Origin of the sequence: Promicromonospora sp. NPDC023805 (assembly GCF_040639635.1) — a bacterium.
Lineage (GTDB): Bacteria > Actinomycetota > Actinomycetes > Actinomycetales > Cellulomonadaceae > Promicromonospora.
This window is the reverse complement of record NZ_JBFAAH010000001.1, coordinates 341,967-360,946: the sequence shown is the minus strand read 5'-3', so window position 1 is coordinate 360,946 and position 18,980 is coordinate 341,967. Positions and strand designations below refer to the sequence as shown.

The following is an 18,980-nucleotide window of genomic DNA, read 5'->3' as shown; positions in this document are numbered from 1 at the left end:
TGACCGTTGAGTGCTGGATATTCGCCCTCTGATGGCTGTCAGAAGGGCGAATATCCAGCACTCAACGAGAAGAGGGGGCGGTCAGGCGGGTGCGGAGGGCTCGGACGTGGCCTGGGGTGAGGCCGTTGCGGGAGAGGTAGGCCTCCACCGAACCGTGCCGCGTCCGCAGGTGCTCCAGGGCCCCGAGGATGACGTGCCGGGTCGGCGGGATCTCCCGCCCGACCGTGAGGTCGCGGTCCGCCCCCGGCGCGGCGTACCGCGGGGCGAGCCGCTCGTTGGTGAGCTCGTAGTCGTCGGCCAGCGCGTCGAGGTCCGCCCCGACGAGCGAGAGCGCGAGCGCCACCACCAGCCCGGTGCGGTCCTTGCCGGCGGCGCAGTGCACCAGCACCGGCCCCTCGGGAGCGTCCGCGACGGCGGCGACGGCGCGGGCGAACAGCTCGGGACGCCGGTCCAGCAGCCCCACGTAGAGGGGGACCCACGGCCCCTCGACGGGGTCGCCGGGCTCCTGCAGCGGGAGGTGGAGGGCGGTGGGGCCCGCCAGCCGGCTGGGTTCCAGGTCGATCTCGGTCGGACGGCGCAGGTCGATGATCCGCGAGAGGCCGTACGCGGTGGCGGCGACGACGCCGTCGTCGGTCAGGAAGCTGGGGGACTCCGAACGGACCAGTGCCCGTTCGCGGACGGTGCCGCCGCCCGTGAGGGGGAGTCCGCCCAGGTCACGCACGTTGAGACAGCCGGGCCAGTCGAGGTGGAGCGGTGTGTAGTCCGTCACAGGGGTGAGATTAACGGTCCGAATCGTCCGAATGTATCGGCAGCTTGCCCTTGCGCATCTCGACGGCGATCTGCTCGGCGTCCAGCAGGTCCAGGGCGTCGCCGAGCTGGGCCGAGTCGTAGGTGCCGGCGGACCGGGCGGCGAGGAGCTCCTCGCGCTGGGCGGCGATGGCGGCCAGCCGCAGCTCCCGGTACTGGACGAAGCGCTCCCTGGTGAGCTCCGCGTCCTCGTCCTGCGACTCGTGCTCCCGGAACATGTCCTTGCGCACCCGGGCGACCACGCCGTCGTCGTACGGCGTGCCGTCCGGGCGGCGGGGATCGGCGAGGAAGTCGCGCGCGGCCCGCACGGTCTCGCGGCGTAGGGCCGGGAGGTCGCCCGTGGTGTCCTGCCCGATCAGGCCCAGCCGGCGGGTCACCCATGGCAGGGTGCTGCCCTGGACCAGCAGCGTCCCGAACGCGACGCCGAACGCGACGAGGACCAGGAAGGACCGGCCGGGAGTCTCCGCCGGCAGCGTCTGCGCTGCGGCGAGCGTCACCACGCCGCGCATGCCCGCCCACACCAGCAGGGTGCCCTCGCGCCAGCCGAGCGGCTTGGCGAGGACGTAGTCGATGTCGGCGGTGCGGCGGCGCAGCGTGCCCTGGATCCGTTCCAGCCGGGCGGCGGTCGACCGCCTGCCCTTGACCTCCGCGTTCCCGGCGGCCGGGGGAGGGGTGGCGGCGACCCGGAGGTCTATGCGGTCCTGGAAGCCCGACAGGGTCTCCCGGACGGCTTCGCCGCGGCGCGCCCTGCGCGCCTGGATGCCGATCAGCGGGGTGACGAAGGCCGCCCGCACCACGAGCACCACGGCGCCCGCGATCGCGGCGACGCCCGCGGCCTGCAGGACCGAGCCGTTGCCGCGCTCCACGTCCTCGATCAGGTCGAACAGCTGGATGCCCATCGCGAGGAAGACCGCGCCCTCGAGCAGCAGCTCGACGGTGTGCCAGTTGGACCGCTCGGCGATCCGGTCCTGCGGCCGCAGGTGCCGTGCTGACCCGTTGCCGGTCACGAGGCCCGCCGCCACCACGGCGACCAGGCCCGACGCGTGCAGCTCCTCCGCCGGCAGGTACGCCGCGAACGGGACGACGAACGACATGGCGGTGCTCAGCGCGGCGTGTCCCAGCCGCTTGCGGATCCGCAGGCCCACCCAGCCGACGGGCACACCGATCGCGACCGCCACGCCGGCGGCGTACGCGAAGTCGCCGACGACCTCCCACAGGCTGACGGTCGCCGCCGTCGCCGCGATCGCCGACCGGAGCAACACCAGCGCCGAGGCGTCGTTGAGCAGAGACTCGCCCTCGAGCATCGTGGAGCTGCGCGGTGACGCCCCGAGCCGTTTGACGATGGTCGTCGCCACGGCGTCGGTAGGGCTGACTATGGCGCCAAGGGCGATGGCGGTGGCCAGGTCGATCCCCGGGATCAGCCACCGGAACAGCAGTCCCAGCAGCACCGAGCTGATCACCACGAGGGTGACCGACAGCCCGCCGATGGCCGCGAAGTCGCGCCGGAAGTCCATGGACGGCAGACCGACCGCCGCCGAGTACAGGAGCGGGGGCAGCACACCGCCGAGGATCAGCTCGGGCGGTACCTCGACCGCCGGGACGAACGGCAGCAGGCTCACGCCGGCGCCGAGCACCACGAGCACGAGGGGCGACGCGACGCCGGCCCGGGGCGCGAGCGCGGTCACGGCGATGATGAGGGCAGCCGCTGCGACGGCGATGGTCAGGTACTCGACGTACTCCACGGCCTGACGGTACGAGACGCGGAGCCCACCTGCCGACTCCTGGGCCCGGAATGCTCCGATCTGCCCAGCCCAGCAGTGCGCGGGCGGCAGGGTGCGCGTAGGTTCTCGACTGGTGGCGGATCCCCGTCGCCGAGCAGGGGGCGCACAGCGGTGTGCCTGTGTCGAGAGGATTCGAACATGGGGCTTTTTGACAAGGCCAAGGAGTTCGTGACCGACCCGGACAACATCGAGAAGGCGAAGGAGCAGCTCAACGACGGGAACGTCGACGCTGCTACCGACAAGCTCAAGGAGATCGCGCCCGACAAGGCGGACGGCCTCATCGACTCGCTGGGCGAGAAGGCCAAGGACTTCGGCCAGAGCTGACTCACCGGTCCTCCTGCGGTGCGACCGCAGGCACGGGACCGCTGCTGTATCGGTACGATCGAGGGGCACCGTCCGCGGACGGTGCCCCTCGATCCGTTTCGTTCAGCTTTCGCAAGGAGCACCCCTGTGTCCGACGTCGTATCGCCGCCCAGCCCTGCCGCACTCAACCCGGCTGATACCGGCACGGAGGCGACGACGACCACCGCGACGACCACCGGTATCGAGCTGTACGGCACGCGCCGCGACGTCGTGGTCGTCCGGGTGAACGGTGAGCTGTGGGACCTCGACCGGGAGATCCCGGCCGGCCACAAGGTCGAGCCCGTGACGGTCGCCGAGCCCGACGGCCTTGCCGTGCTGCGGCACAGCGCCGCGCACGTGCTCGCCCAGGCGGTGCAGCAGGTCAACCCGGACGCGAAGCTGGGCATCGGCCCGCCCGTGACCGACGGCTTCTACTACGACTTCGACGTCGAGACGCCGTTCACGCCCGAGGACCTCAAGAACCTCGACAAGATCATGGGCCGCATCATCAAGGAGGGGCAGACCTTCCGCCGCCGGGTCGTCACCGAGGACGAGGCGCGCGCCGAGCTGGCGAACGAGCCGTACAAGCTGGAGCTGATCGGCCTCAAGGGCGGCTCGGGCGACGACGACAACGGCGAGAACGTTGAAGTGGGTGGCGCCGAGCTCACCATCTACGACAACGTCCGGGGCGCGGGGCGCGAGAGCGAGACCGTGGTCTGGAGCGACCTGTGCCGCGGGCCGCACCTGCCGAGCACGCGCCTGATCGGCAACGGCGTGCAGCTCATGCGCTCGGCGGCCGCCTACTGGCGCGGCAGCGAGAAGAACCCGATGCTGCAGCGCGTCTACGGCACCGCCTGGCCCTCCAAGGACGAGCTCAGGGCGCACCTGGAGCGGCTGGCCGAGGCCGAGCGCCGCGACCACCGCCGCATCGGCGCCGAGATGGACCTGTTCAGCTTCCACGACGAGGTCGGCTCCGGCCTGCCGCTGTTCCACCCCAAGGGCGGTGTGATCAAGCGCGTCATGGAGGACTACGTCCGCCAGCGGCACATCGAGGAGGGCTTCTCCTACGTCGGCACGCCGCACATCACCAAGGACGGGCTGTTCCACACCTCGGGGCACCTGCCGTACTACTCGGACACCATGTTCCCGGAGATGGACCTCGAGGGGTCCAAGTACCGGCTCAAGGCCATGAACTGCCCGATGCACAACCTGATCTTCGCCGCGCGCGGGCGCTCGTACCGTGAGCTGCCGCTGCGCCTGTTCGAGTTCGGTTCGGTGTACCGGTACGAGAAGTCCGGCGTGGTGCAGGGCCTGACCCGCGTGCGCGGCCTGACCCAGGACGACTCGCACTCCTACGTGACGCCCGAGCAGGCGCCGTCGGAGGTCAAGCACCTCCTCGACTTCATGCTGAGCGTGCTGCGCGACTTCGGTCTGGACGACTTCTACCTGGAGCTGTCCACGCGGGACGACTCCAAGCCGGACAAGTTCGTCGGCTCCGACGAGGACTGGGTCGCGGCCACGAAGATCCTCGAGGAGGTCGGCCGCGAGACCGGCCTGGAGCTCGTCGCCGACCCGGGCGGCGCCGCGTTCTACGGTCCGAAGATCTCCGTGCAGGCCAAGGACGCCATCGGGCGGACCTGGCAGATGGGCACCGTGCAGTACGACTTCAACCAGCCCAAGGGCTTCGGGCTGGAGTACACGGCCGCCGACGGCACGCGCCAGCAGCCGGTGATGATCCACTCGGCCAAGTTCGGTTCCATCGAGCGGTTCATGGGCGTGCTCATCGAGCACTACGCGGGCGCCTTCCCGGCCTGGCTCGCCCCCGTGCAGGTCAAGCTCGTGCCCGTCGCCGAGGCGTTCGACGACTACGTGAAGGATGTCGCCGCGCAGCTCATGGCCCGCGGTGTCCGCGTCGAGATCGACCTGTCGGACGACCGGTTCGCCAAGAAGATCCGCAACGCGTCCAAGGAGAAGGTGCCCTTCACGCTCATCGCCGGCGGTGAGGACGCCGAGGCCGGCGCCGTCTCGTTCCGGTTCCGCGACGGCGCGCAGGAGAACGGCGTGCCCGTGGCCGACGCCGTCGAGCGCATCGTGGCGGCCGTGGCCGAGCGGTCGCAGCAGGCCTGATGGAACCCACCGTCCAGGACGCAGCGGACTTCGGCCCGCCCGACGACGGCCAGCAGCGGCTGTGGACGCCGCACCGCATGGTCTACATCGGGGGTCAGGACAAGCCGGCCGACTCGACGGTCGGGCAGTGCCCGTTCTGCCGCATCCCGCAGGGCGACGACGAGCAGGGACTCGTCGTCGCCCGCGGGGAGCGGTGCTACGTGGTGCTGAATCTCTACCCGTACAACTCGGGGCACCTGATGGTGCTCCCGTACCGGCACGTCTCGGACTACACGGACCTCGACGCTGCCGAGACCGTCGAGCTGGCGCAGATGACTCAGCAGGCCATGCGCGTGTCGCGCGCCGTGTATGCGCCCGCAGGCTTCAATCTTGGTATCAACCAGGGCGAGGTCGCGGGCGCGGGCATCGCGGCGCACCTGCACCAGCACGTGGTGCCTCGCTGGCTGGGCGACGCGAACTTCCTGCCCGTGGTGGGACAGACCAAGGCGTTGCCCGAGCTGCTGGGAGAGACTCGCCGCCGGCTCGCGGAGGCGTGGGTGACCGCAGGGGGCGGCAACCAAGAGGAGAACTGAATGTTACGGAGCCTGCGCTCCCTCATGACCACGGTGTTCACGCCCCTGGCCCGGCTGCTGCTCGCGCTGCGGGTCTCGCCGGACGCCGTGACCATCGCCGGCACGCTGATCGTCTCGGCGATCTCACTGACGCTGTTCCCCCTGGGGTACACGCTCGTGGGCGGCCTCCTGGTCGGGTTCTTCGTCCTGTTCGACTCGCTCGACGGCGTGATGGCGCGCATGTCCGGGCGGTCCGGGCCGTGGGGCGCGTTCCTCGACTCCACGCTGGACCGCGTGGCCGACGGCGCCGTGTTCGGCGGCATCATGCTCTGGTTCGTGCTGCACCCCGACGAGCACAACGGCCTCTGGGGCATCGCCGTCGCGCTGGCCTGCCTGGTGCTCGGGAGCGTCGTGCCCTACGCCAGGGCACGGGCCGAGAGCGTCGGCGCCACCGCCCAGGTCGGCATCGCCGAACGCGCCGACCGGCTCCTGCTCGCGCTCGTCCCGTTCACGTTCATCCAGGTGGGCCTGCCGGTGGTGGTACTGGAGGTGGTCCTGACGCTGCTGGCGCTCGCGAGCCTCGTCACCGTCTTCCAGCGCATGGCGACCGTGCGGGCGCAGCTCACCAGCAGGGCCGGGCAGGAGGCCTGATGAACGTCGCGGCGGCGCACACGTTCGCGTGGCGGAACGCGACGAAGATCCCTGAGCCCGTCCTGCGGGCCCTGTTCACCGTGGTGGCCGACGTCACCTGGCTGCGGCACGGCAAGAGCGTGCGCCGGATGGAGGCCAACTACGCGCGGGTCCGGCCGGACCTCGACGCCGCCGCGATCCGCCGCCTGTCCCGCGCCGGGATGCGCAGCTACATGCGGTACTTCCGTGAGGCGTTCACCCTGCAGGGCATCACGCCTGAGCAGCTCCGGGCGCGCGTGCGTGTAGTGGGCTACGACGAGCATGTGCGGCCGGTGGTCGACGGCGGGGGAGCGGCCGCCCTGGCGCTGGCCCACCTCGGCAACTGGGACCTGGCCGGGGCCTACGGCTCCCAGTACCTCGCGAGCGTGCTCACCGTCGCCGAACGGCTCAAGCCCGACGAGCTGTTCGACGAGTTCGTCCGGTTCCGCAGCTCCCTCGGCATCAACGTGCTGGCCCTCGGCGGCGGAGACGTGCTCGGCGCGCTGGTCCGCGGCGCCAAGGAGGGCAGCAAGCTCATCCCGCTGCTCAGCGACCGTGACCTCACCTCGACGGGCATCGAGGTGGACCTCGCGGGGCACCGGGCCCGGGTCGCCGCCGGGCCGGCCCTGCTCGGCCTGGAGGCCGGCGTCCCCGTGCACGCGGTCAGCATCACCTACGAGCGGCTGCGCGGCGACCGACGTCGGGCCGCCCGCACGCCGTGGGGAATCGTCATCACCTTCCACCCGCCGCTCCCCGTACCGGACGCCGGGCTGCCGCGCGACGAGCGGGCCCGCCTGCTCACGCAGGGCTGGGTGGACCGGCTCGCGCGGACGATCGTCGAGCACACCGAGGACTGGCACATGCTGCAGCGCGTGTTCGTCGACGACCTCGGACCCGCCCGCCAGAACGCCGCCCGCCGCGCGCGGGAGACCGGATGAGAGGCGTCCGACGCCGCAGCCACCGCGTGCTGCGGATAGGCATCGTCTGTCCCTACTCCTTCGACGCCCCGGGCGGCGTCCAGTTCCACGTGCGCGACCTCGCCGAGGCGCTGCAGGCCGCCGGCCACGAGGTGTCGGTGCTCGCCCCGTCCAGCGACGACACGGAGCTGCCCGACGTCGTCACCGCCGCCGGCCGCGCAGTCCCCGTGCCCTACAACGGGTCGGTCGCACGGCTCACCTTCGGGCCGCTGACCGCCACCCGGGTCCGTCGCTGGCTCGAGGGCGGCATCGGCGGCCACGCGTTCGACATCGTCCACCTGCACGAGCCGATGGTGCCGTCGCTGTCGATGCTCGCGCTGTGGCAGACGACCGAGCCGGTGGTCGCCACCTTCCACACGTCGCAGGTGCGCTCGCGGGCGCTCCAGGTCGCCTACCCGCTGGTCCGCCAGTCCCTGGAGAAGGTCGCCGCCCGGATCGCCGTGTCCGAGGACGCGCGCCGCACCCTGGTGGACCACCTCGGCGGCGACGCCGTCGTCATCCCGAACGGCGTGTACACGCAAGTGTTCGCGAGCAGCCCCCGGCGCCCCGAGTGGACCGGGACACCCTCCGCCCCGACCGTCGCGTTCCTCGGCCGGCTCGACGAGCCGCGCAAGGGCCTGAACCTTCTCGTGCAGGCCGTGCCCACGATCCTCGCCGGCAAGCCCGGCACCCGGTTCCTGGTGGCGGGCCGCGGGGACGACATAGTCGCCGAGACCCGTGAGCTGCTGGGCGAGCAGGCCTCGTCCGTCGAGTTCCTCGGCGGCGTCACCGACGCCGAGAAGGCCGAGCTCCTGGCCTCCGCCGACCTGTACGTGGCCCCCCAGACCGGCGGGGAGAGCTTCGGCATAGTGCTCGTCGAGGCCATGGCCGCCGGGGCCGTCGTGGTGGCCAGCGACCTCGGCGCCTTCCAGCGCGTCCTGGACGACGGCGCCGCCGGCGCCCTCTTCCGCACCGGAGACCCCGACGACCTCGCCGCCACGGTGCTCGCGCTGCTCGCCGACCCGGCGCGACGCGACGCCTACCGCGCCCACGCGACGCAGTGGGTCCAGCGGTTCGACTGGTCCGGCGTCACCGAGCAGGTGCTCGCCGTCTACGACATGACGCTCGCCGCCGACAACGCCATCGGCGGCGACGTCGTCGGACGCATCATGGGACTCTTCCCGCGCCGGGTCGGAGGCGACGCATGACCTGGTCGGAGATGGCGCTCGTAGCCCTAGGGGTGCTCGCGATCGGCCTGCTGCTCGCCTGGCGGGCCGCCTACCGCGTGGACCGGCTGCACCGCAAGGTCGCCGCGTCGCGGATCGCCCTCGACTCGCAGCTCGTGCGCAGGGCGTCGACGGCGGTCGAGCTCGCGGCGTCGGGCGCGCTGGACCCCGCGAGCGCCATCCTGGTGGCGGACGCCGCGTACACGGCGTCGGACGCCGGACCCGTCACCTCGCCCGCCGCCGCGCTGAAGATGGACGGGCTGGGCCCGGACCGGGAGCGGGCGGAGTCGGGGCTCACGGCGACCCTGCGCGAGGCGATGGGGGAGCCGGAGTCGATACAGCTCCTCCTGGCGGGGCCGTCGAGCGAGATCATGGCGGCGCTCGCCGCGGCCTGGTACCGCGCGACGCTGGCGCGCCGGTTCCACAACGAGGCGGTCGCGCAGACGCGGCGGGTGCGCAGGCTCTGGTACGTCCGGCTGTTCCACCTGGCGGGCCGGGCGCCGATGCCGCGCACCGTCGAGCTGGACGACGCCCTGCCGCACGCCCTGGAGCCCAACGGCGGGTGATCGCCCTGTGAACGGCGGACTGGGTGGGTCGGGTCGGGCGATAGAATCCGCTCAGGGCGCCGACCGCGCCCGGAACGACCGGCGTCGATCCCATCGGCGAGAACTTTGCGAGGTAACCGTGACTGAATCCGTGACCGGCGAGAACACCGTGGGTACGGTCGGCACCGCGCGCGTGAAGCGCGGTATGGCCGAGATGCTCAAGGGCGGCGTCATCATGGACGTCGTCACCCCCGACCAGGCGAAGATCGCCGAGGACGCGGGCGCGGTGGCCGTCATGGCGCTGGAGCGGGTGCCTGCGGACATCCGTGCGCAGGGCGGCGTGTCGCGCATGAGCGACCCCGACATGGTCGACGGCATCATCGAGGCCGTCTCGATCCCCGTGATGGCGAAGGCGCGCATCGGGCACTTCGTCGAGGCGCAGGTGCTGCAGTCGCTCGGCGTCGACTACATCGACGAGTCCGAGGTGCTGACCCCGGCGGACTACACGAACCACATCGAGAAGTGGAACTTCACCGTTCCCTTCGTGTGTGGCGCGACGAACCTGGGTGAGGCGCTGCGCCGCATCACCGAGGGCGCGGCGATGATCCGCTCGAAGGGCGAGGCCGGCACGGGCGACGTGTCGAACGCGACCACGCACATGCGTCAGATCCGCCAGCAGATCCGCCGCCTGGCCTCGCTGCCGGAGGACGAGCTGTTCGTCGCCGCCAAGGAGCTGCAGGCGCCGTACGAGCTGGTCAAGGAGGTCGCGACCACCGGAAAGCTGCCGGTCGTGCTCTTCACCGCTGGCGGCATCGCCACCCCGGCCGACGCCGCGATGATGATGCAGCTCGGCGCCGAGGGCGTGTTCGTCGGCTCGGGCATCTTCAAGTCGGGCAACCCCGAGCAGCGTGCGAAGGCGATCGTCCAGGCCACCACGTTCTTCGACGACGCCGACGTGATCGCCAAGGTCTCGCGCGGTCTCGGCGAGGCGATGGTCGGCATCAACGTCGAGGAAGAAGCTGCGCCGGTTCGGCTGGCGGAGCGCGGCTGGTGAGCTAGGTCTTCTACGGAGGGGCCCCGCGGACATCGAGTCCGCGGGGCTCTTCTGCTTTCCTGGGCACGGTGGCCCCTGTGGCCGTGGCTGGGTTGGGTTCAGTAGGCTCGGGCAGAGCCATGACCCGTCCGATAACGGCCGCCTGGAGCCTATTGAATCAAGGTCATGTGTCGGCGCCGTTGTCGGAGTATGAGTGGGGCCAGTCCGGGGCAGGAGAGGGGCGCAGCTCATTGCTCTATACCCGTGAAGACGCCCGGCTGATCAGGCGGCTGGTTCGGCCGTTCTACCTGAAGATGTACTTGGTGGAGGCGCCGACCGAATTCGATCCGGATGCTGCACGCAGGTTCCGGCGCAAGCTGATCAGAGCGGGTATGCGACCGACTTCCGAGCAGGTGGAATGGCTGCTCTTGAGCGGCGGGTGGCGTGAACAGACCATGGGTGCGTGGTTCGCCCTGGCGGTACCCGCCGACAGAGTTCGTGAGGCAGTAGCCGCCGCGTGGATCGACGCGTCCTCGCGCACCTCTCTGGCGGGGCGGTAGAAAAAGTTATACCGTTTGATCCATGAAGACAGCGATCAGCCTCCCGGACCACACGGCGGAGCGCTTCGACCACATCGCGCAGAAGCACGGCATGACGCGGTCGGAGTTCTATCGGCGTGCCGCTGAGCACTACGCCGACGAACTGACCAGTGCAGACCTGACCGAGCAGATCGACGACGCGATCGACGCCATCGGGCAGCCCGGCGACGACACCGCCGAGTTTCGCCGTGCCGCGAACGCGCGCCTGGTCGAGGCTTCGGACGAGTGGTGATCCGGCGCGCAGAGGTGTGCTGGGTCGACTTCGGAGAACCCCGGGGCAGCGCTCCGGCCAAGCGGCGGCCTGCCGTCGTCGTACAGTCCGATCAGTACAACAAATCCCGCATCGCGACCGTCGTCGTCCTGCCGATCACCTCGAACACGGCCCTCGCGCGGCATCCTGGCAACGTGTTCCTCCCAGCTTTGGCGTCCGGGCTGCCGAAGGACTCGGTCGTCAACGTGTCCCAGCCGATGACCGTGGACCGCACTGACATCGAACCCACCGGATTCGCGCTTCCTGACAACCTGATGGATGCCGTCGACGCCGGCCTTCGACGAGTGGTGGACCTGTGACGGTCGACCCGCTGGCCGGGCGATGGAGTCCGTCCTTCTGCGCACCCTGATGTGTACGCCTGATGAGGCGTGCCTGGCGGCGCGACCATTGGGTGTGCGGCAGAACGACCACAAGTCGTGCGGCAAAGACGACGGCCTGTACCAATCTTGGACCACGGCATCAACGTCGACGAGATCCCGGAGCCGCACCGCTTGGCCGAGCGCGGCTGGTGAACTGTCTCTGACCAGCGTTGATGCCCGGAGCGTCGGGGACCTGCTCGGTCCTCGGCGCTTCTGGCGTCTTGGGTGTTGTCCCTGGTCAATCTTGGACACCGGCATGGGGCGCCGACTCGAATGAACGTCTGACCGATATCACGTTCTGCCTCGACTTCCGCGGGTCGGCGCCTACTCTGGTCGGCATGGGGACGGTGCCCACGCCAGAAGAGATCGAGACCGCTCGTACACCTAACGGTGGCTGGACTCGCGAGACGCTTTGGTGAGAGGCCAACTGGTAGCGGCGTTCACCACCGGTGTCTTCACTGTGACCGTCGATCATCCTGGTGGACAGTCCCGACACAAGGCCACCCCGGTCGGTTCTCTGGCAAGGTGTGGGCGAGCGGGACCGTCGTGTACGGCGACGGCGGAGCTGCCATCGAGGTCCTGACGGAAGCCGGGGTTCACCCAAGCCACGATCGCTGAGTAGCTCGGCCTTGGCGCGAGGCTGCCCAACGCGTAGCCGCCGGTGATCGACATGCTCGGTCAAAGGTTCGGCCGCGTGGTTCCATGAGGCGCTTGCGAACCAGGTGCGACTCTGGCCGGCCTCCGCCGGCAACCGGTTGTCGCGTCGAGGCGCGCCGCTGTGATCAATCGGCCGTACCTGTCGTCTGCGTCCGACACCGCGGAGGAGAACGCGCAGATGCCGAGCCTGCCCGGCTCGTCTGGCCGAGCGCGATTACTGATGCTTCGTCCCCCTCTTGCGGCTTGCTGGCGTCCCGATCTCCTGACCGCCCTGGGGGAGCCAGTTGAGTCACATCAACATGACAGGCCCACTTCTCACGATGAGACGCGGGTCTGTTCTCTTCTTGCGCATCACAGTGACACCAGGATGATGTCTGTGTCACGAGCATGGACAGTACCTATGCGAAGCCGTTCTCAACTATCCCGGAGCAGATCCGCCGGTTCCGGGAGCGTGGCATGGGTATGCGACCGAGGCTGCGCGGGCGGTCCTCACCAGCTTCGACGATCGGGCTCTTGGCGCAGTGACTATTCCGAGCCCTCGACGTCCGGGCCGTGGATCGACGGCCCGTAGATGAAGGCGCGGATGCGCTGCTCGGCAGGGGGCTCGGGCATGCTGACGAAGAGCTCCATCCACCACTCGGCGGTTGCGCGACCGTCCGGGACGATCTCGTAGGAGTGTGCCGCGAAGTCGTCGGTCTCGTAGGTATGGGAGACGGTCCACCCGGCCTCGTCGTCGGCCAGAAGTTGATCCTCTATGCGTTCGACGGCTTCCTGTGCGGACACCTCCGATCTCGAGGACAGGAGGAACACGCCCTTCCACTCCCAGGCTGATGTCGCTGAAGCATGCGGGCCGTCGGGGGTTTCGAAGATCTCGGCAGTGATGTCATCGGGCGCGGCGCGCTCCGCGCCGTCCAGCGCATCGACGAGCGTCGCCGCGATCTGCTCGCCATACTCCTGGGACCTCTGCATCGGGTCGGCCGTCGGGCTGGGGGTGCTGGTGTTCGACGTCGATTCGGGTGACGTCGACTCGGAGGACGAGGTGTCCGTGTCTTCCGGAGGGCTGGAGGCCGGAACGCTCGTGCAGGCAGCGAAGGAGCCGGCAACGAGGGTGGCGACCAGTGCGCCGACGACGGCGGTCGTGGCGCGGGTTCTTCGGGTCATCAAGATCTCCTGTGCGTGCCCTCGCCCTTTGACATGCGCGTTTGCATGTTCTCGCGAACCTGCGCGAGGTTGCCAGAACGGTTGCCGACCTGCAACGAAACAGCGGGTTTCGGCTTTCAGAACAGTGATCTGGGACGTCGGCGGGGTGACTACCGGTCTGGAAAGACCGTCAGACGTTGCCACCGGTCGTCAGTTCTCGCCGACAGCGCACCCGATCCGCAGCGGCATCAGAGGACGGCGAAGAAGGAGAACGCGGAGACGCAGGGATTCAGCCAGAACGCATACACGACCGGGCCGAGGAGTCCAAGGACACTTAGTGATCCCGGGGGCGTCGCACTTCAACCTCTACGTCGGGCCCGAATACGTCGAGCCGGCGGTGGCGCGCATGGCCGAGTTCTTCACCGAGCATCTGGCGTAGGCACGCCCTCTGGATACCCACAACCGCCGTCGGACCGTGGGGAGGTGTTAGTCCTCGGGCTGGCCAGTTCGGTGCGTGGTCGGCTCGCGCGGTGCCTTGTCGTGCGGCTCGCGGTCACCAGGCGTAGGCCTGGGGTGCTTCGCCGGGGCTGGGCCAGATCTGGTCGAGCGCGGCGAGTGTGTCGGGGTCGAGGCTGATCGATCCGGCTCGCAGGCTCGCTTCGAGGTGGCTGGTCGTGCGGGCGCCGGCGATGAGCGTGGAGACGACGGGCTGGTGCAGCAGCCACGCCTGGGCCACCTCTGCGGGCGAATGCCCTAGCTCGGCGCACAGGCGCTCGTAGCTGCCGAGCTGGTCGGCGAGCTGGCGCAGCTTCTCCTGGACCTCGGGGGCCTTGCGGCGCGCGGCGGCGTCGTTCTCTGGCGTACCGGCGAGCAGCCCCATCGCGAGAGGGCTCCACGGGATCAGCCCGATGCCGAAGTGCTGCAGTGCCGGGACGAGCTCGCGCTCGATGGCGCGGTTGGTGAGGTTGTAATGGCTCTGCTCGGACACGAGCCCGAGGAAGTGTCGTGACTGGGCGGTCAGCTGGGCGGTAGCGACGTCCCAGCCTGCGAAGTTGCTGGACCCGACGTAGGTGATCTTGCCCTCGTTCACCAGCTGCTCCATGGCCTGCCAGATCTCTTCGAACGGGGTGGACCGGTCGACGTGATGCATCTGGTACAGGTCGATGTGATCGGTCTGCAGCCGTCGAAGGCTCGCTTCGCAGGCCCGCTTGATGTGATAGGCGGACAAGCGTCGGTCGTTCGGCCCGAGCCCCATCGGCTGATAGACCTTCGTGGCCAGGACTATCTCGTCACGGCGGCCGCTCTTGGCCAACCACTCGCCGATGATCTCCTCGGACGTGCCGAACCCCTTCTCCATGTCCGGGGACTGGGGGCCGCCATAGACGTCGGCAGAGTCGAAGAGGTTGATGCCGGCCTCGACCGCTGTGTCCATGATCTCGAAGCTGGCCGGCTTGTCGGTGACATCGCCGAAGTTCATGGTGCCCAGTCCGATACGGCTGACGAGCAGGCCGGATCGGCCGAGGTGCGTGTACTGCATGGGTGATTCCTTCCTTGGCCGGGCGGGTGTCAGGCGGCGCGACTCAACGGTTGACGTAGCCCATGTGGGTGGCGTTGTAGCGGTCGCCGTGGACGCCGACGCGCTGGGCGAGGGCGTCGAGGTCGGCGCGCTCGTCCGCGGACAGGGCAACCGTGGTCGCGGCGGCGTTCTCTTGGATGCGGGAGGTGCGGCGAGTTCCGGGGATGGGAACGATCCACGGCTGCTGGGCGAGCAGCCAGGCCAGCGCCACCTGCCCCGGAGTGACAGCCTTGTCGTCGGCGAGTGCCTTGACGTGGTCGACGAGTGCCCGGTTGGCGGCCAGGTTGTCCGCCTCGAAACGCGGGACGCGGTGGCGGATGTCGTCGTCGGTGAACGTGGTGGTGGTGTCGACAGTGCCCGTGAGGAAACCCTTGCCCAGGGGGCTGAAGGGCACGAACCCGATGCCGAGCTCGGCGAGGGCAGGCAGCACCTCGGTCTCGGGGTCGCGGGTCCACAACGAGTACTCGCTCTGCACGGCGGTGATCCTGTGCACGGCGTGCGCGGCACGGATCGTGGCGACGGACGGCTCGGAGAGCCCGAAGTGGCGCACCTTGCCCTCGGCGACCAGGTCGCCCACGGTGCCGGCGACCTCCTCGATGGGCACGTCGGGGTCGACGCGGTGCTGGTAGAACAGGTCGATCACGTCGGTGCGCAGGCGGCGCAGGGACTCCTCGGCGACGCGACGGATCTGCTCGGGTCTGCTGTTGAGCCCGACGCTGCGCCCGTCCTGGATGTCCCAGCCGAACTTGGTGGCGATCACTACCTGGTCCCGCACCGGTTCCAGGGCTTCACCCACGAGGTCTTCGTTGTCGTACGGGCCGTACACCTCGGCGGTGTCGAAGAACGTCACCCCACTGTCCAGTGCGGAGCGCAGGACGGCGATCATCTCGCTGCGGTCGCCGGGGTTGGGGCCGTAGCTCTGGGACATACCCATGGCGCCGAGGCCGATCGCCGAGACCTCCAGGCCTTGGCCGAGGATCCTGGTGTGCACGGTCAAGCCTCCGTCGTGGTGTGGTCGGCGCGGGTGTAGTCGTCGTCGGTGACGTGCTCGAGCCAGGTTGTGGTCGTGGCGGGGTCGTCGGCGTTCTCCAGCATGGCGAGGTGCTCCATGAACCGGTCCGGTGCGGCCCCGTGCCAGTGCTCCTCGCCGGGAGGCGTGTAGATCGTCTGGCCCGGGGTCGCCCGGATGACGTTCCCGTCACGGGTGCCGATCAGAGCCACGCCGTCGGTGACATGCAGGGTCTGCCCGTTCGCGTGCGAGTGCCAGGCGGTGCGGGCACCCGGCGCGAACCGGACGCGGGCGACGACCATCCGCTGGTCGGGCTCCTGCGGTGCGACGATCGTGTCGACCCACACGTCGCCGGTGAACTGCGCAGGCGGGTTCTTCACGGTCGTGCCCGCGGGGACGATCTTCATGGTCGGGTCTCCTTCTGGCTCTTCGCGGCGGACTCGTGCGGCCGCGGCTGGGTGGTCGTCGTGGCGGCCCAGCTCGCCAGGAGGCGAAGACGCTCCTCGCTGGGCGAGCCGGGCTCGGCGGTGTAGACGAGGAATGACAGCCCCGGTTCGGCGGTGAGCTCCATCCCCTCGTAGGTCAGGGTCACGTCGCCGACGACGTGGTGGTGGAAGCCCTTGGTGCCGCTGCCGTGGCGGCGCACGTCGTGCGCGCCCCACCGGGTGCGGAACTCGTCGCTGCGGGTGGACACCTCACCGATCAGGTCGTGCAGCTGCTTGTCGCCGGGGTCGCGCCCGGCCTCGGTCCGAAGGATGGACACGGTGACGTCGGCGGCGGCCGCCCAGTCGGGGTAGAACTCCTTGGCGCGCTCGTCGAGGAAGCAGAACCGGGCCAGGTTGCCGCGCCCCGGGCCCTCGAAGACCTGGTCGTAGAACGCCTGGCCGAGCAGGTTGGTGGCGAGGATGTCCATGCGCCCGTTGCGCACGAATGCCGGCCCGTCGGTGATCACGTCCAGCGCACGGATCAGGCTCTGGCGGGCGACCCAGTTCTTGGGCTTGCGCCGGCGTACCGGAGCGGTCGCGCCGGCGGCGGCACGCGCAAGGTCGAACAGATGCTCGCGCTCGGCGTCGTCGAGCTGCAGGGCACGCGCGATCGAGTCGAGCACGGCGTCCGAGACGCCGACGAGGCTGCCGCGCTCGATCCTCGCGTAGTACTCGACGCTCACATCCGCGAGCGCGGCGACCTCGCTGCGCCGTAGCCCCGCGACCCGGCGGTGGCTACCGCCGGTGGGCAGGCCCGCCCGCTCGGGAGTGAGCTTGGCGCGGCGCGTCATCAGGAACTCGCGCACCTCGGTCCGGTTGTCCATGCCTTCGACGTTACGACACCTCACCGAACTCAGGGATGCCCTACCAGGACACCTCTCATCAGTGACTCCCACCTGTGCAGGCGGCGTGCTTGATTGGAGATGCCCGCGAAGCAGCCGAGCGGAACTCGCCTCTGGTGCTGCGCGAGCGCGCCGAGACGGAAGGAAAGGGAGCACTGATGAGCGAGAACAACACCCATGAGGACGTCGAGAGCACCGGGGGGTGGACCGGGGGTCAGCAGGCCTTCGGCGACTTCGCGCCGGGGCTCGCGCACTACACCGACAAGGTCCTGTTCGACGAGGTATGGGAGCGCGACGGCCTGTCCAAGCGGGACCGCAGCCTGGTCACGATCGCCGCGCTCACCGCGATGGGCAAGACCGACCAGCTCACGTTCCACCTGGACTTCGCCCGTCGCAACGGCGTCACCGAGGACGAGCTGAAGGAGGCGATCACCCACCTCACGTTCTACACCGGCTGGCCCAACGGCATGAGCGCGATGACGGTCGCCAAGAACGTCTTCACCACCGACACCCCTGCCCCCGAGGAGCGCTGAACCATGCACGGAGCCGTCATCCACGCCCCCGGCGACGTCCGCTATGAGCAGCGCGAGGACCCGCAGATCCTCGCCCCGACCGACGCGATCATCCGCCTGTCCGCCACGTGCGTGTGCGGGTCGGACCTGTGGGACTACCGCGGCATCAACCCGGTCAACCAGCCCACCGCGATGGGCCACGAGTACGTCGGCGTCGTCGAGCAGGTCGGCGACGCTGTGCGCAACGTCCAGGTCGGTGACTTCGTCATCGGATCGTTCATGGCCTCGGACAACACCTGCGAGATCTGCCAGGCCGGGTACCAGTCCCGCTGCGCGCACGTCGAGTTCGCCGGGGCAGGTGGCGCCCAGTCCGAGCTGCTCCGCGTCCCCCTGGCCGACGGCACCCTGGTCGCCACCCCGGGCCAGCCCGACGCCGACCTGATCCCCTCGCTGCTCGCAGCCTCTGACGTGCTCGGCACCGGATGGTTCGGCGCGGTCGCCGCCCAGGCCGGCCCCGGAAAGACAGTGGCCGTGGTCGGTGACGGTGCGGTCGGGCTGCTCGCGGTCCTGGCCGCCAAGCAGCTCGGCGCGGACCGGATCATCGCCATGTCCCGCCACGAGTCCCGGCAGAAGCTCGCCCTCGAGTTCGGTGCCACCGGCATCGTGACCGAACGCGGCGACGAGGGTGTGGCCCGGATCAAGGAGCTCACCGGCGGGTACGGCGCGCACTCGGTCGTCGAGGCCGTCGGCACCCAGGAATCGATGATGCAGGCTATCCGCTCCACCCGGGCCGGCGGGCACGTCGGCTACGTCGGCGTCTCCCACGGCGTCTCCCTCGACGGGCAGGAGCTGTTCTTCTCCGGCGTCCACCTCCACGGCGGTCCCGCGCCGGTGCGCCGGTTCCTGCCCGACCTCATCGACCGGATCTGGCGGCGCGAGATCGACCCGGGCAAGGTCTTCGATCTCACCCTCCCGCTCAGCCAGGTCGCCGACGCCTACCAGGCCATGGACGAGCGCCGCGCCATCAAGGCGCTGCTTCAGCCCTGACGCCGAACGCCCGAAAACCCGGATCCCGGAACCTGCTGAGAGAGGACATCCCCATGGCCACCTGGCCCAGCGACGTTATCGAAAAGATCGGCGCGACCGACGACCTGCACATCGCTCCCTTCCGCGCGGACGGCGAGACGACGGGCACCCTGACCTGGATCTGGTCGGTGGTCCTCGATGGGCGCCTGTTCGTCCGTGCCTACAACGGTCCCCGCGGCCGCTGGTACCGGTCCGCGATCGCGCAGCGCGCCGGACGAATCACTGCTGCTGGGAACGAGCACGCGGTCGAGTTCGTCCCGATCACCGAACCCGAGCTGGGTGACAGGATCGACGCCGCCTACACCCGGAAGTACGCCGGTAGCCCCTACCTGCCGCCGATGGTCGCCGACGGGCCGAAGGCCGCGACCGTCGAGATCACTCCGCGCGACGCGCACTGACAACCCCCG

Annotated in this window: 21 protein-coding genes; 14 read left to right on the top strand and 7 right to left on the bottom strand. The window is 69.8% G+C overall.

Annotation, left to right across the window (positions count from 1 at the left end):
• Window positions 1-61 precede the first annotated feature (61 nt).
• Both AB0F70_RS01635 and AB0F70_RS01630 read right to left on the bottom strand, forming a co-directional pair.
• A complete protein-coding gene (locus tag AB0F70_RS01635) occupies window positions 62-769 on the bottom strand; it encodes a tyrosine-protein phosphatase (RefSeq protein ID WP_357442769.1) in 708 nt (235 codons plus the stop codon).
• A 10-nt stretch (window positions 770-779) separates the two neighbouring features.
• A complete protein-coding gene (locus tag AB0F70_RS01630; RefSeq protein ID WP_357442767.1) occupies window positions 780-2,549 on the bottom strand; it encodes a sodium:proton antiporter in 1,770 nt (589 codons plus the stop codon).
• A 177-nt stretch (window positions 2,550-2,726) separates the two neighbouring features.
• Here AB0F70_RS01630 and AB0F70_RS01625 point away from each other — a divergent pair, with 177 nt between their 5' ends.
• The 11 genes from AB0F70_RS01625 (at window position 2,727) to AB0F70_RS01575 (ending at window position 11,206) form a co-directional block, all read left to right on the top strand.
• Window positions 2,727-2,912: a hypothetical protein gene (locus tag AB0F70_RS01625; RefSeq protein ID WP_357442765.1), complete on the top strand. Its 186-nt coding sequence runs from the start codon at window positions 2,727-2,729 to the stop codon at window positions 2,910-2,912.
• Between the two features lie 126 nt (window positions 2,913-3,038).
• Complete coding sequence (thrS, locus tag AB0F70_RS01620; RefSeq protein WP_357442763.1) at window positions 3,039-5,057, top strand: threonine--tRNA ligase; 2,019 nt, start codon at window positions 3,039-3,041, stop codon at window positions 5,055-5,057.
• Complete coding sequence (locus tag AB0F70_RS01615) at window positions 5,057-5,629, top strand: HIT domain-containing protein (RefSeq protein ID WP_357442761.1); 573 nt, start codon at window positions 5,057-5,059, stop codon at window positions 5,627-5,629. Before thrS ends, AB0F70_RS01615 begins: the two co-directional genes overlap by 1 nt.
• On the top strand, window positions 5,630-6,259 hold the full coding sequence (pgsA, locus tag AB0F70_RS01610) for a phosphatidylinositol phosphate synthase (RefSeq protein WP_357442759.1): 630 nt from the start codon (window positions 5,630-5,632) through the stop codon (window positions 6,257-6,259). It begins immediately after the preceding gene.
• On the top strand, window positions 6,259-7,215 hold the full coding sequence (locus AB0F70_RS01605) for a phosphatidylinositol mannoside acyltransferase (RefSeq protein ID WP_357442757.1): 957 nt from the start codon (window positions 6,259-6,261) through the stop codon (window positions 7,213-7,215). The genes pgsA and AB0F70_RS01605 overlap by 1 nt, the downstream gene beginning before the upstream one ends.
• Before the next feature lie 29 nt (window positions 7,216-7,244).
• Window positions 7,245-8,441, top strand: a complete 1,197-nt coding sequence (locus AB0F70_RS01600; protein WP_357443581.1) for a glycosyltransferase family 4 protein — start codon at window positions 7,245-7,247, stop codon at window positions 8,439-8,441.
• A complete protein-coding gene (locus AB0F70_RS01595) occupies window positions 8,438-9,025 on the top strand; it encodes a hypothetical protein (RefSeq protein ID WP_357442755.1) in 588 nt (195 codons plus the stop codon). The genes AB0F70_RS01600 and AB0F70_RS01595 overlap by 4 nt, the downstream gene beginning before the upstream one ends.
• 118 nt (window positions 9,026-9,143) lie before the next feature.
• Window positions 9,144-10,058: a pyridoxal 5'-phosphate synthase lyase subunit PdxS gene (gene pdxS / locus AB0F70_RS01590; protein ID WP_357442753.1), complete on the top strand. Its 915-nt coding sequence runs from the start codon at window positions 9,144-9,146 to the stop codon at window positions 10,056-10,058.
• 119 nt (window positions 10,059-10,177) lie between these two features.
• Complete coding sequence (locus tag AB0F70_RS01585; protein WP_357442751.1) at window positions 10,178-10,597, top strand: DUF6000 family protein; 420 nt, start codon at window positions 10,178-10,180, stop codon at window positions 10,595-10,597.
• A gap of 22 nt (window positions 10,598-10,619) precedes the next feature.
• Window positions 10,620-10,868: a ribbon-helix-helix protein, CopG family gene (locus tag AB0F70_RS01580; protein WP_253871117.1), complete on the top strand. Its 249-nt coding sequence runs from the start codon at window positions 10,620-10,622 to the stop codon at window positions 10,866-10,868.
• Complete coding sequence (locus AB0F70_RS01575) at window positions 10,865-11,206, top strand: type II toxin-antitoxin system PemK/MazF family toxin (RefSeq protein ID WP_308292352.1); 342 nt, start codon at window positions 10,865-10,867, stop codon at window positions 11,204-11,206. Before AB0F70_RS01580 ends, AB0F70_RS01575 begins: the two co-directional genes overlap by 4 nt.
• 1,242 nt (window positions 11,207-12,448) lie before the next feature.
• Here the strand turns inward: AB0F70_RS01575 and AB0F70_RS01570 are convergent.
• The 5 genes from AB0F70_RS01570 to AB0F70_RS01550 form a co-directional block, all read right to left on the bottom strand.
• The gene (locus tag AB0F70_RS01570) at window positions 12,449-13,084 is read right to left on the bottom strand and encodes a hypothetical protein (RefSeq protein ID WP_357442748.1); all 636 of its coding nucleotides are present in this window, start codon (window positions 13,082-13,084) and stop codon (window positions 12,449-12,451) included.
• Window positions 13,085-13,616: 532 nt separating this feature from the next.
• Window positions 13,617-14,600, bottom strand: coding sequence for an aldo/keto reductase (locus AB0F70_RS01565; RefSeq protein ID WP_357442746.1), 984 nt, complete (start codon window positions 14,598-14,600; stop codon window positions 13,617-13,619).
• Between the two features lie 43 nt (window positions 14,601-14,643).
• Window positions 14,644-15,630 carry an aldo/keto reductase gene (locus tag AB0F70_RS01560; protein WP_357442744.1) on the bottom strand — a complete coding sequence of 329 codons (987 nt, stop codon included), beginning with the start codon at window positions 15,628-15,630 and terminating at the stop codon, window positions 14,644-14,646.
• Between the two features lie 2 nt (window positions 15,631-15,632).
• Window positions 15,633-16,055 carry a cupin domain-containing protein gene (locus tag AB0F70_RS01555; protein ID WP_357442742.1) on the bottom strand — a complete coding sequence of 141 codons (423 nt, stop codon included), beginning with the start codon at window positions 16,053-16,055 and terminating at the stop codon, window positions 15,633-15,635.
• Window positions 16,052-16,957 carry a helix-turn-helix transcriptional regulator gene (locus tag AB0F70_RS01550; RefSeq protein WP_357442740.1) on the bottom strand — a complete coding sequence of 302 codons (906 nt, stop codon included), beginning with the start codon at window positions 16,955-16,957 and terminating at the stop codon, window positions 16,052-16,054. The genes AB0F70_RS01555 and AB0F70_RS01550 overlap by 4 nt, the downstream gene beginning before the upstream one ends.
• A 176-nt stretch (window positions 16,958-17,133) precedes the next feature.
• Here AB0F70_RS01550 and AB0F70_RS01545 point away from each other — a divergent pair, with 176 nt between their 5' ends.
• From AB0F70_RS01545 to AB0F70_RS01535, 3 genes are read left to right on the top strand one after another with little or no spacing between them, the layout of a single operon-like run.
• Complete coding sequence (locus AB0F70_RS01545) at window positions 17,134-17,508, top strand: carboxymuconolactone decarboxylase family protein (RefSeq protein WP_357442738.1); 375 nt, start codon at window positions 17,134-17,136, stop codon at window positions 17,506-17,508.
• Window positions 17,509-17,511: 3 nt separating this feature from the next.
• Window positions 17,512-18,534: a zinc-dependent alcohol dehydrogenase family protein gene (locus AB0F70_RS01540; RefSeq protein ID WP_357442736.1), complete on the top strand. Its 1,023-nt coding sequence runs from the start codon at window positions 17,512-17,514 to the stop codon at window positions 18,532-18,534.
• A 53-nt stretch (window positions 18,535-18,587) separates the two neighbouring features.
• Complete coding sequence (locus tag AB0F70_RS01535; protein WP_357442734.1) at window positions 18,588-18,971, top strand: DUF2255 family protein; 384 nt, start codon at window positions 18,588-18,590, stop codon at window positions 18,969-18,971.
• The last annotated feature ends 9 nt before the right edge of the window (window positions 18,972-18,980 follow it).

Excerpts from the sequence above, each read along its gene's own strand:
- AB0F70_RS01555 (WP_357442742.1), bottom strand. The coding sequence starts at position 16,055 with ATGAAGATCGTCCCCGCGGGCACGACCGTGAAGAACCCGCCTGCGCAG.
- AB0F70_RS01540 (WP_357442736.1), top strand. The coding sequence starts at position 17,512 with ATGCACGGAGCCGTCATCCACGCCCCCGGCGACGTCCGCTATGAGCAG.
- AB0F70_RS01605 (WP_357442757.1), top strand. The coding sequence starts at position 6,259 with ATGAACGTCGCGGCGGCGCACACGTTCGCGTGGCGGAACGCGACGAAG.
- AB0F70_RS01580 (WP_253871117.1), top strand. The coding sequence starts at position 10,620 with ATGAAGACAGCGATCAGCCTCCCGGACCACACGGCGGAGCGCTTCGAC.
- AB0F70_RS01585 (WP_357442751.1), top strand. The coding sequence starts at position 10,178 with ATGACCCGTCCGATAACGGCCGCCTGGAGCCTATTGAATCAAGGTCAT.
- AB0F70_RS01565 (WP_357442746.1), bottom strand. The coding sequence starts at position 14,600 with ATGCAGTACACGCACCTCGGCCGATCCGGCCTGCTCGTCAGCCGTATC.
- AB0F70_RS01550 (WP_357442740.1), bottom strand. The coding sequence starts at position 16,957 with ATGGACAACCGGACCGAGGTGCGCGAGTTCCTGATGACGCGCCGCGCC.
- AB0F70_RS01545 (WP_357442738.1), top strand. The coding sequence starts at position 17,134 with ATGAGCGAGAACAACACCCATGAGGACGTCGAGAGCACCGGGGGGTGG.
- AB0F70_RS01625 (WP_357442765.1), top strand. The coding sequence starts at position 2,727 with ATGGGGCTTTTTGACAAGGCCAAGGAGTTCGTGACCGACCCGGACAAC.
- AB0F70_RS01615 (WP_357442761.1), top strand. The coding sequence starts at position 5,057 with ATGGAACCCACCGTCCAGGACGCAGCGGACTTCGGCCCGCCCGACGAC.
- AB0F70_RS01570 (WP_357442748.1), bottom strand. The coding sequence starts at position 13,084 with ATGACCCGAAGAACCCGCGCCACGACCGCCGTCGTCGGCGCACTGGTC.
- AB0F70_RS01595 (WP_357442755.1), top strand. The coding sequence starts at position 8,438 with ATGACCTGGTCGGAGATGGCGCTCGTAGCCCTAGGGGTGCTCGCGATC.
- AB0F70_RS01535 (WP_357442734.1), top strand. The coding sequence starts at position 18,588 with ATGGCCACCTGGCCCAGCGACGTTATCGAAAAGATCGGCGCGACCGAC.
- pgsA (WP_357442759.1), top strand. The coding sequence starts at position 5,630 with ATGTTACGGAGCCTGCGCTCCCTCATGACCACGGTGTTCACGCCCCTG.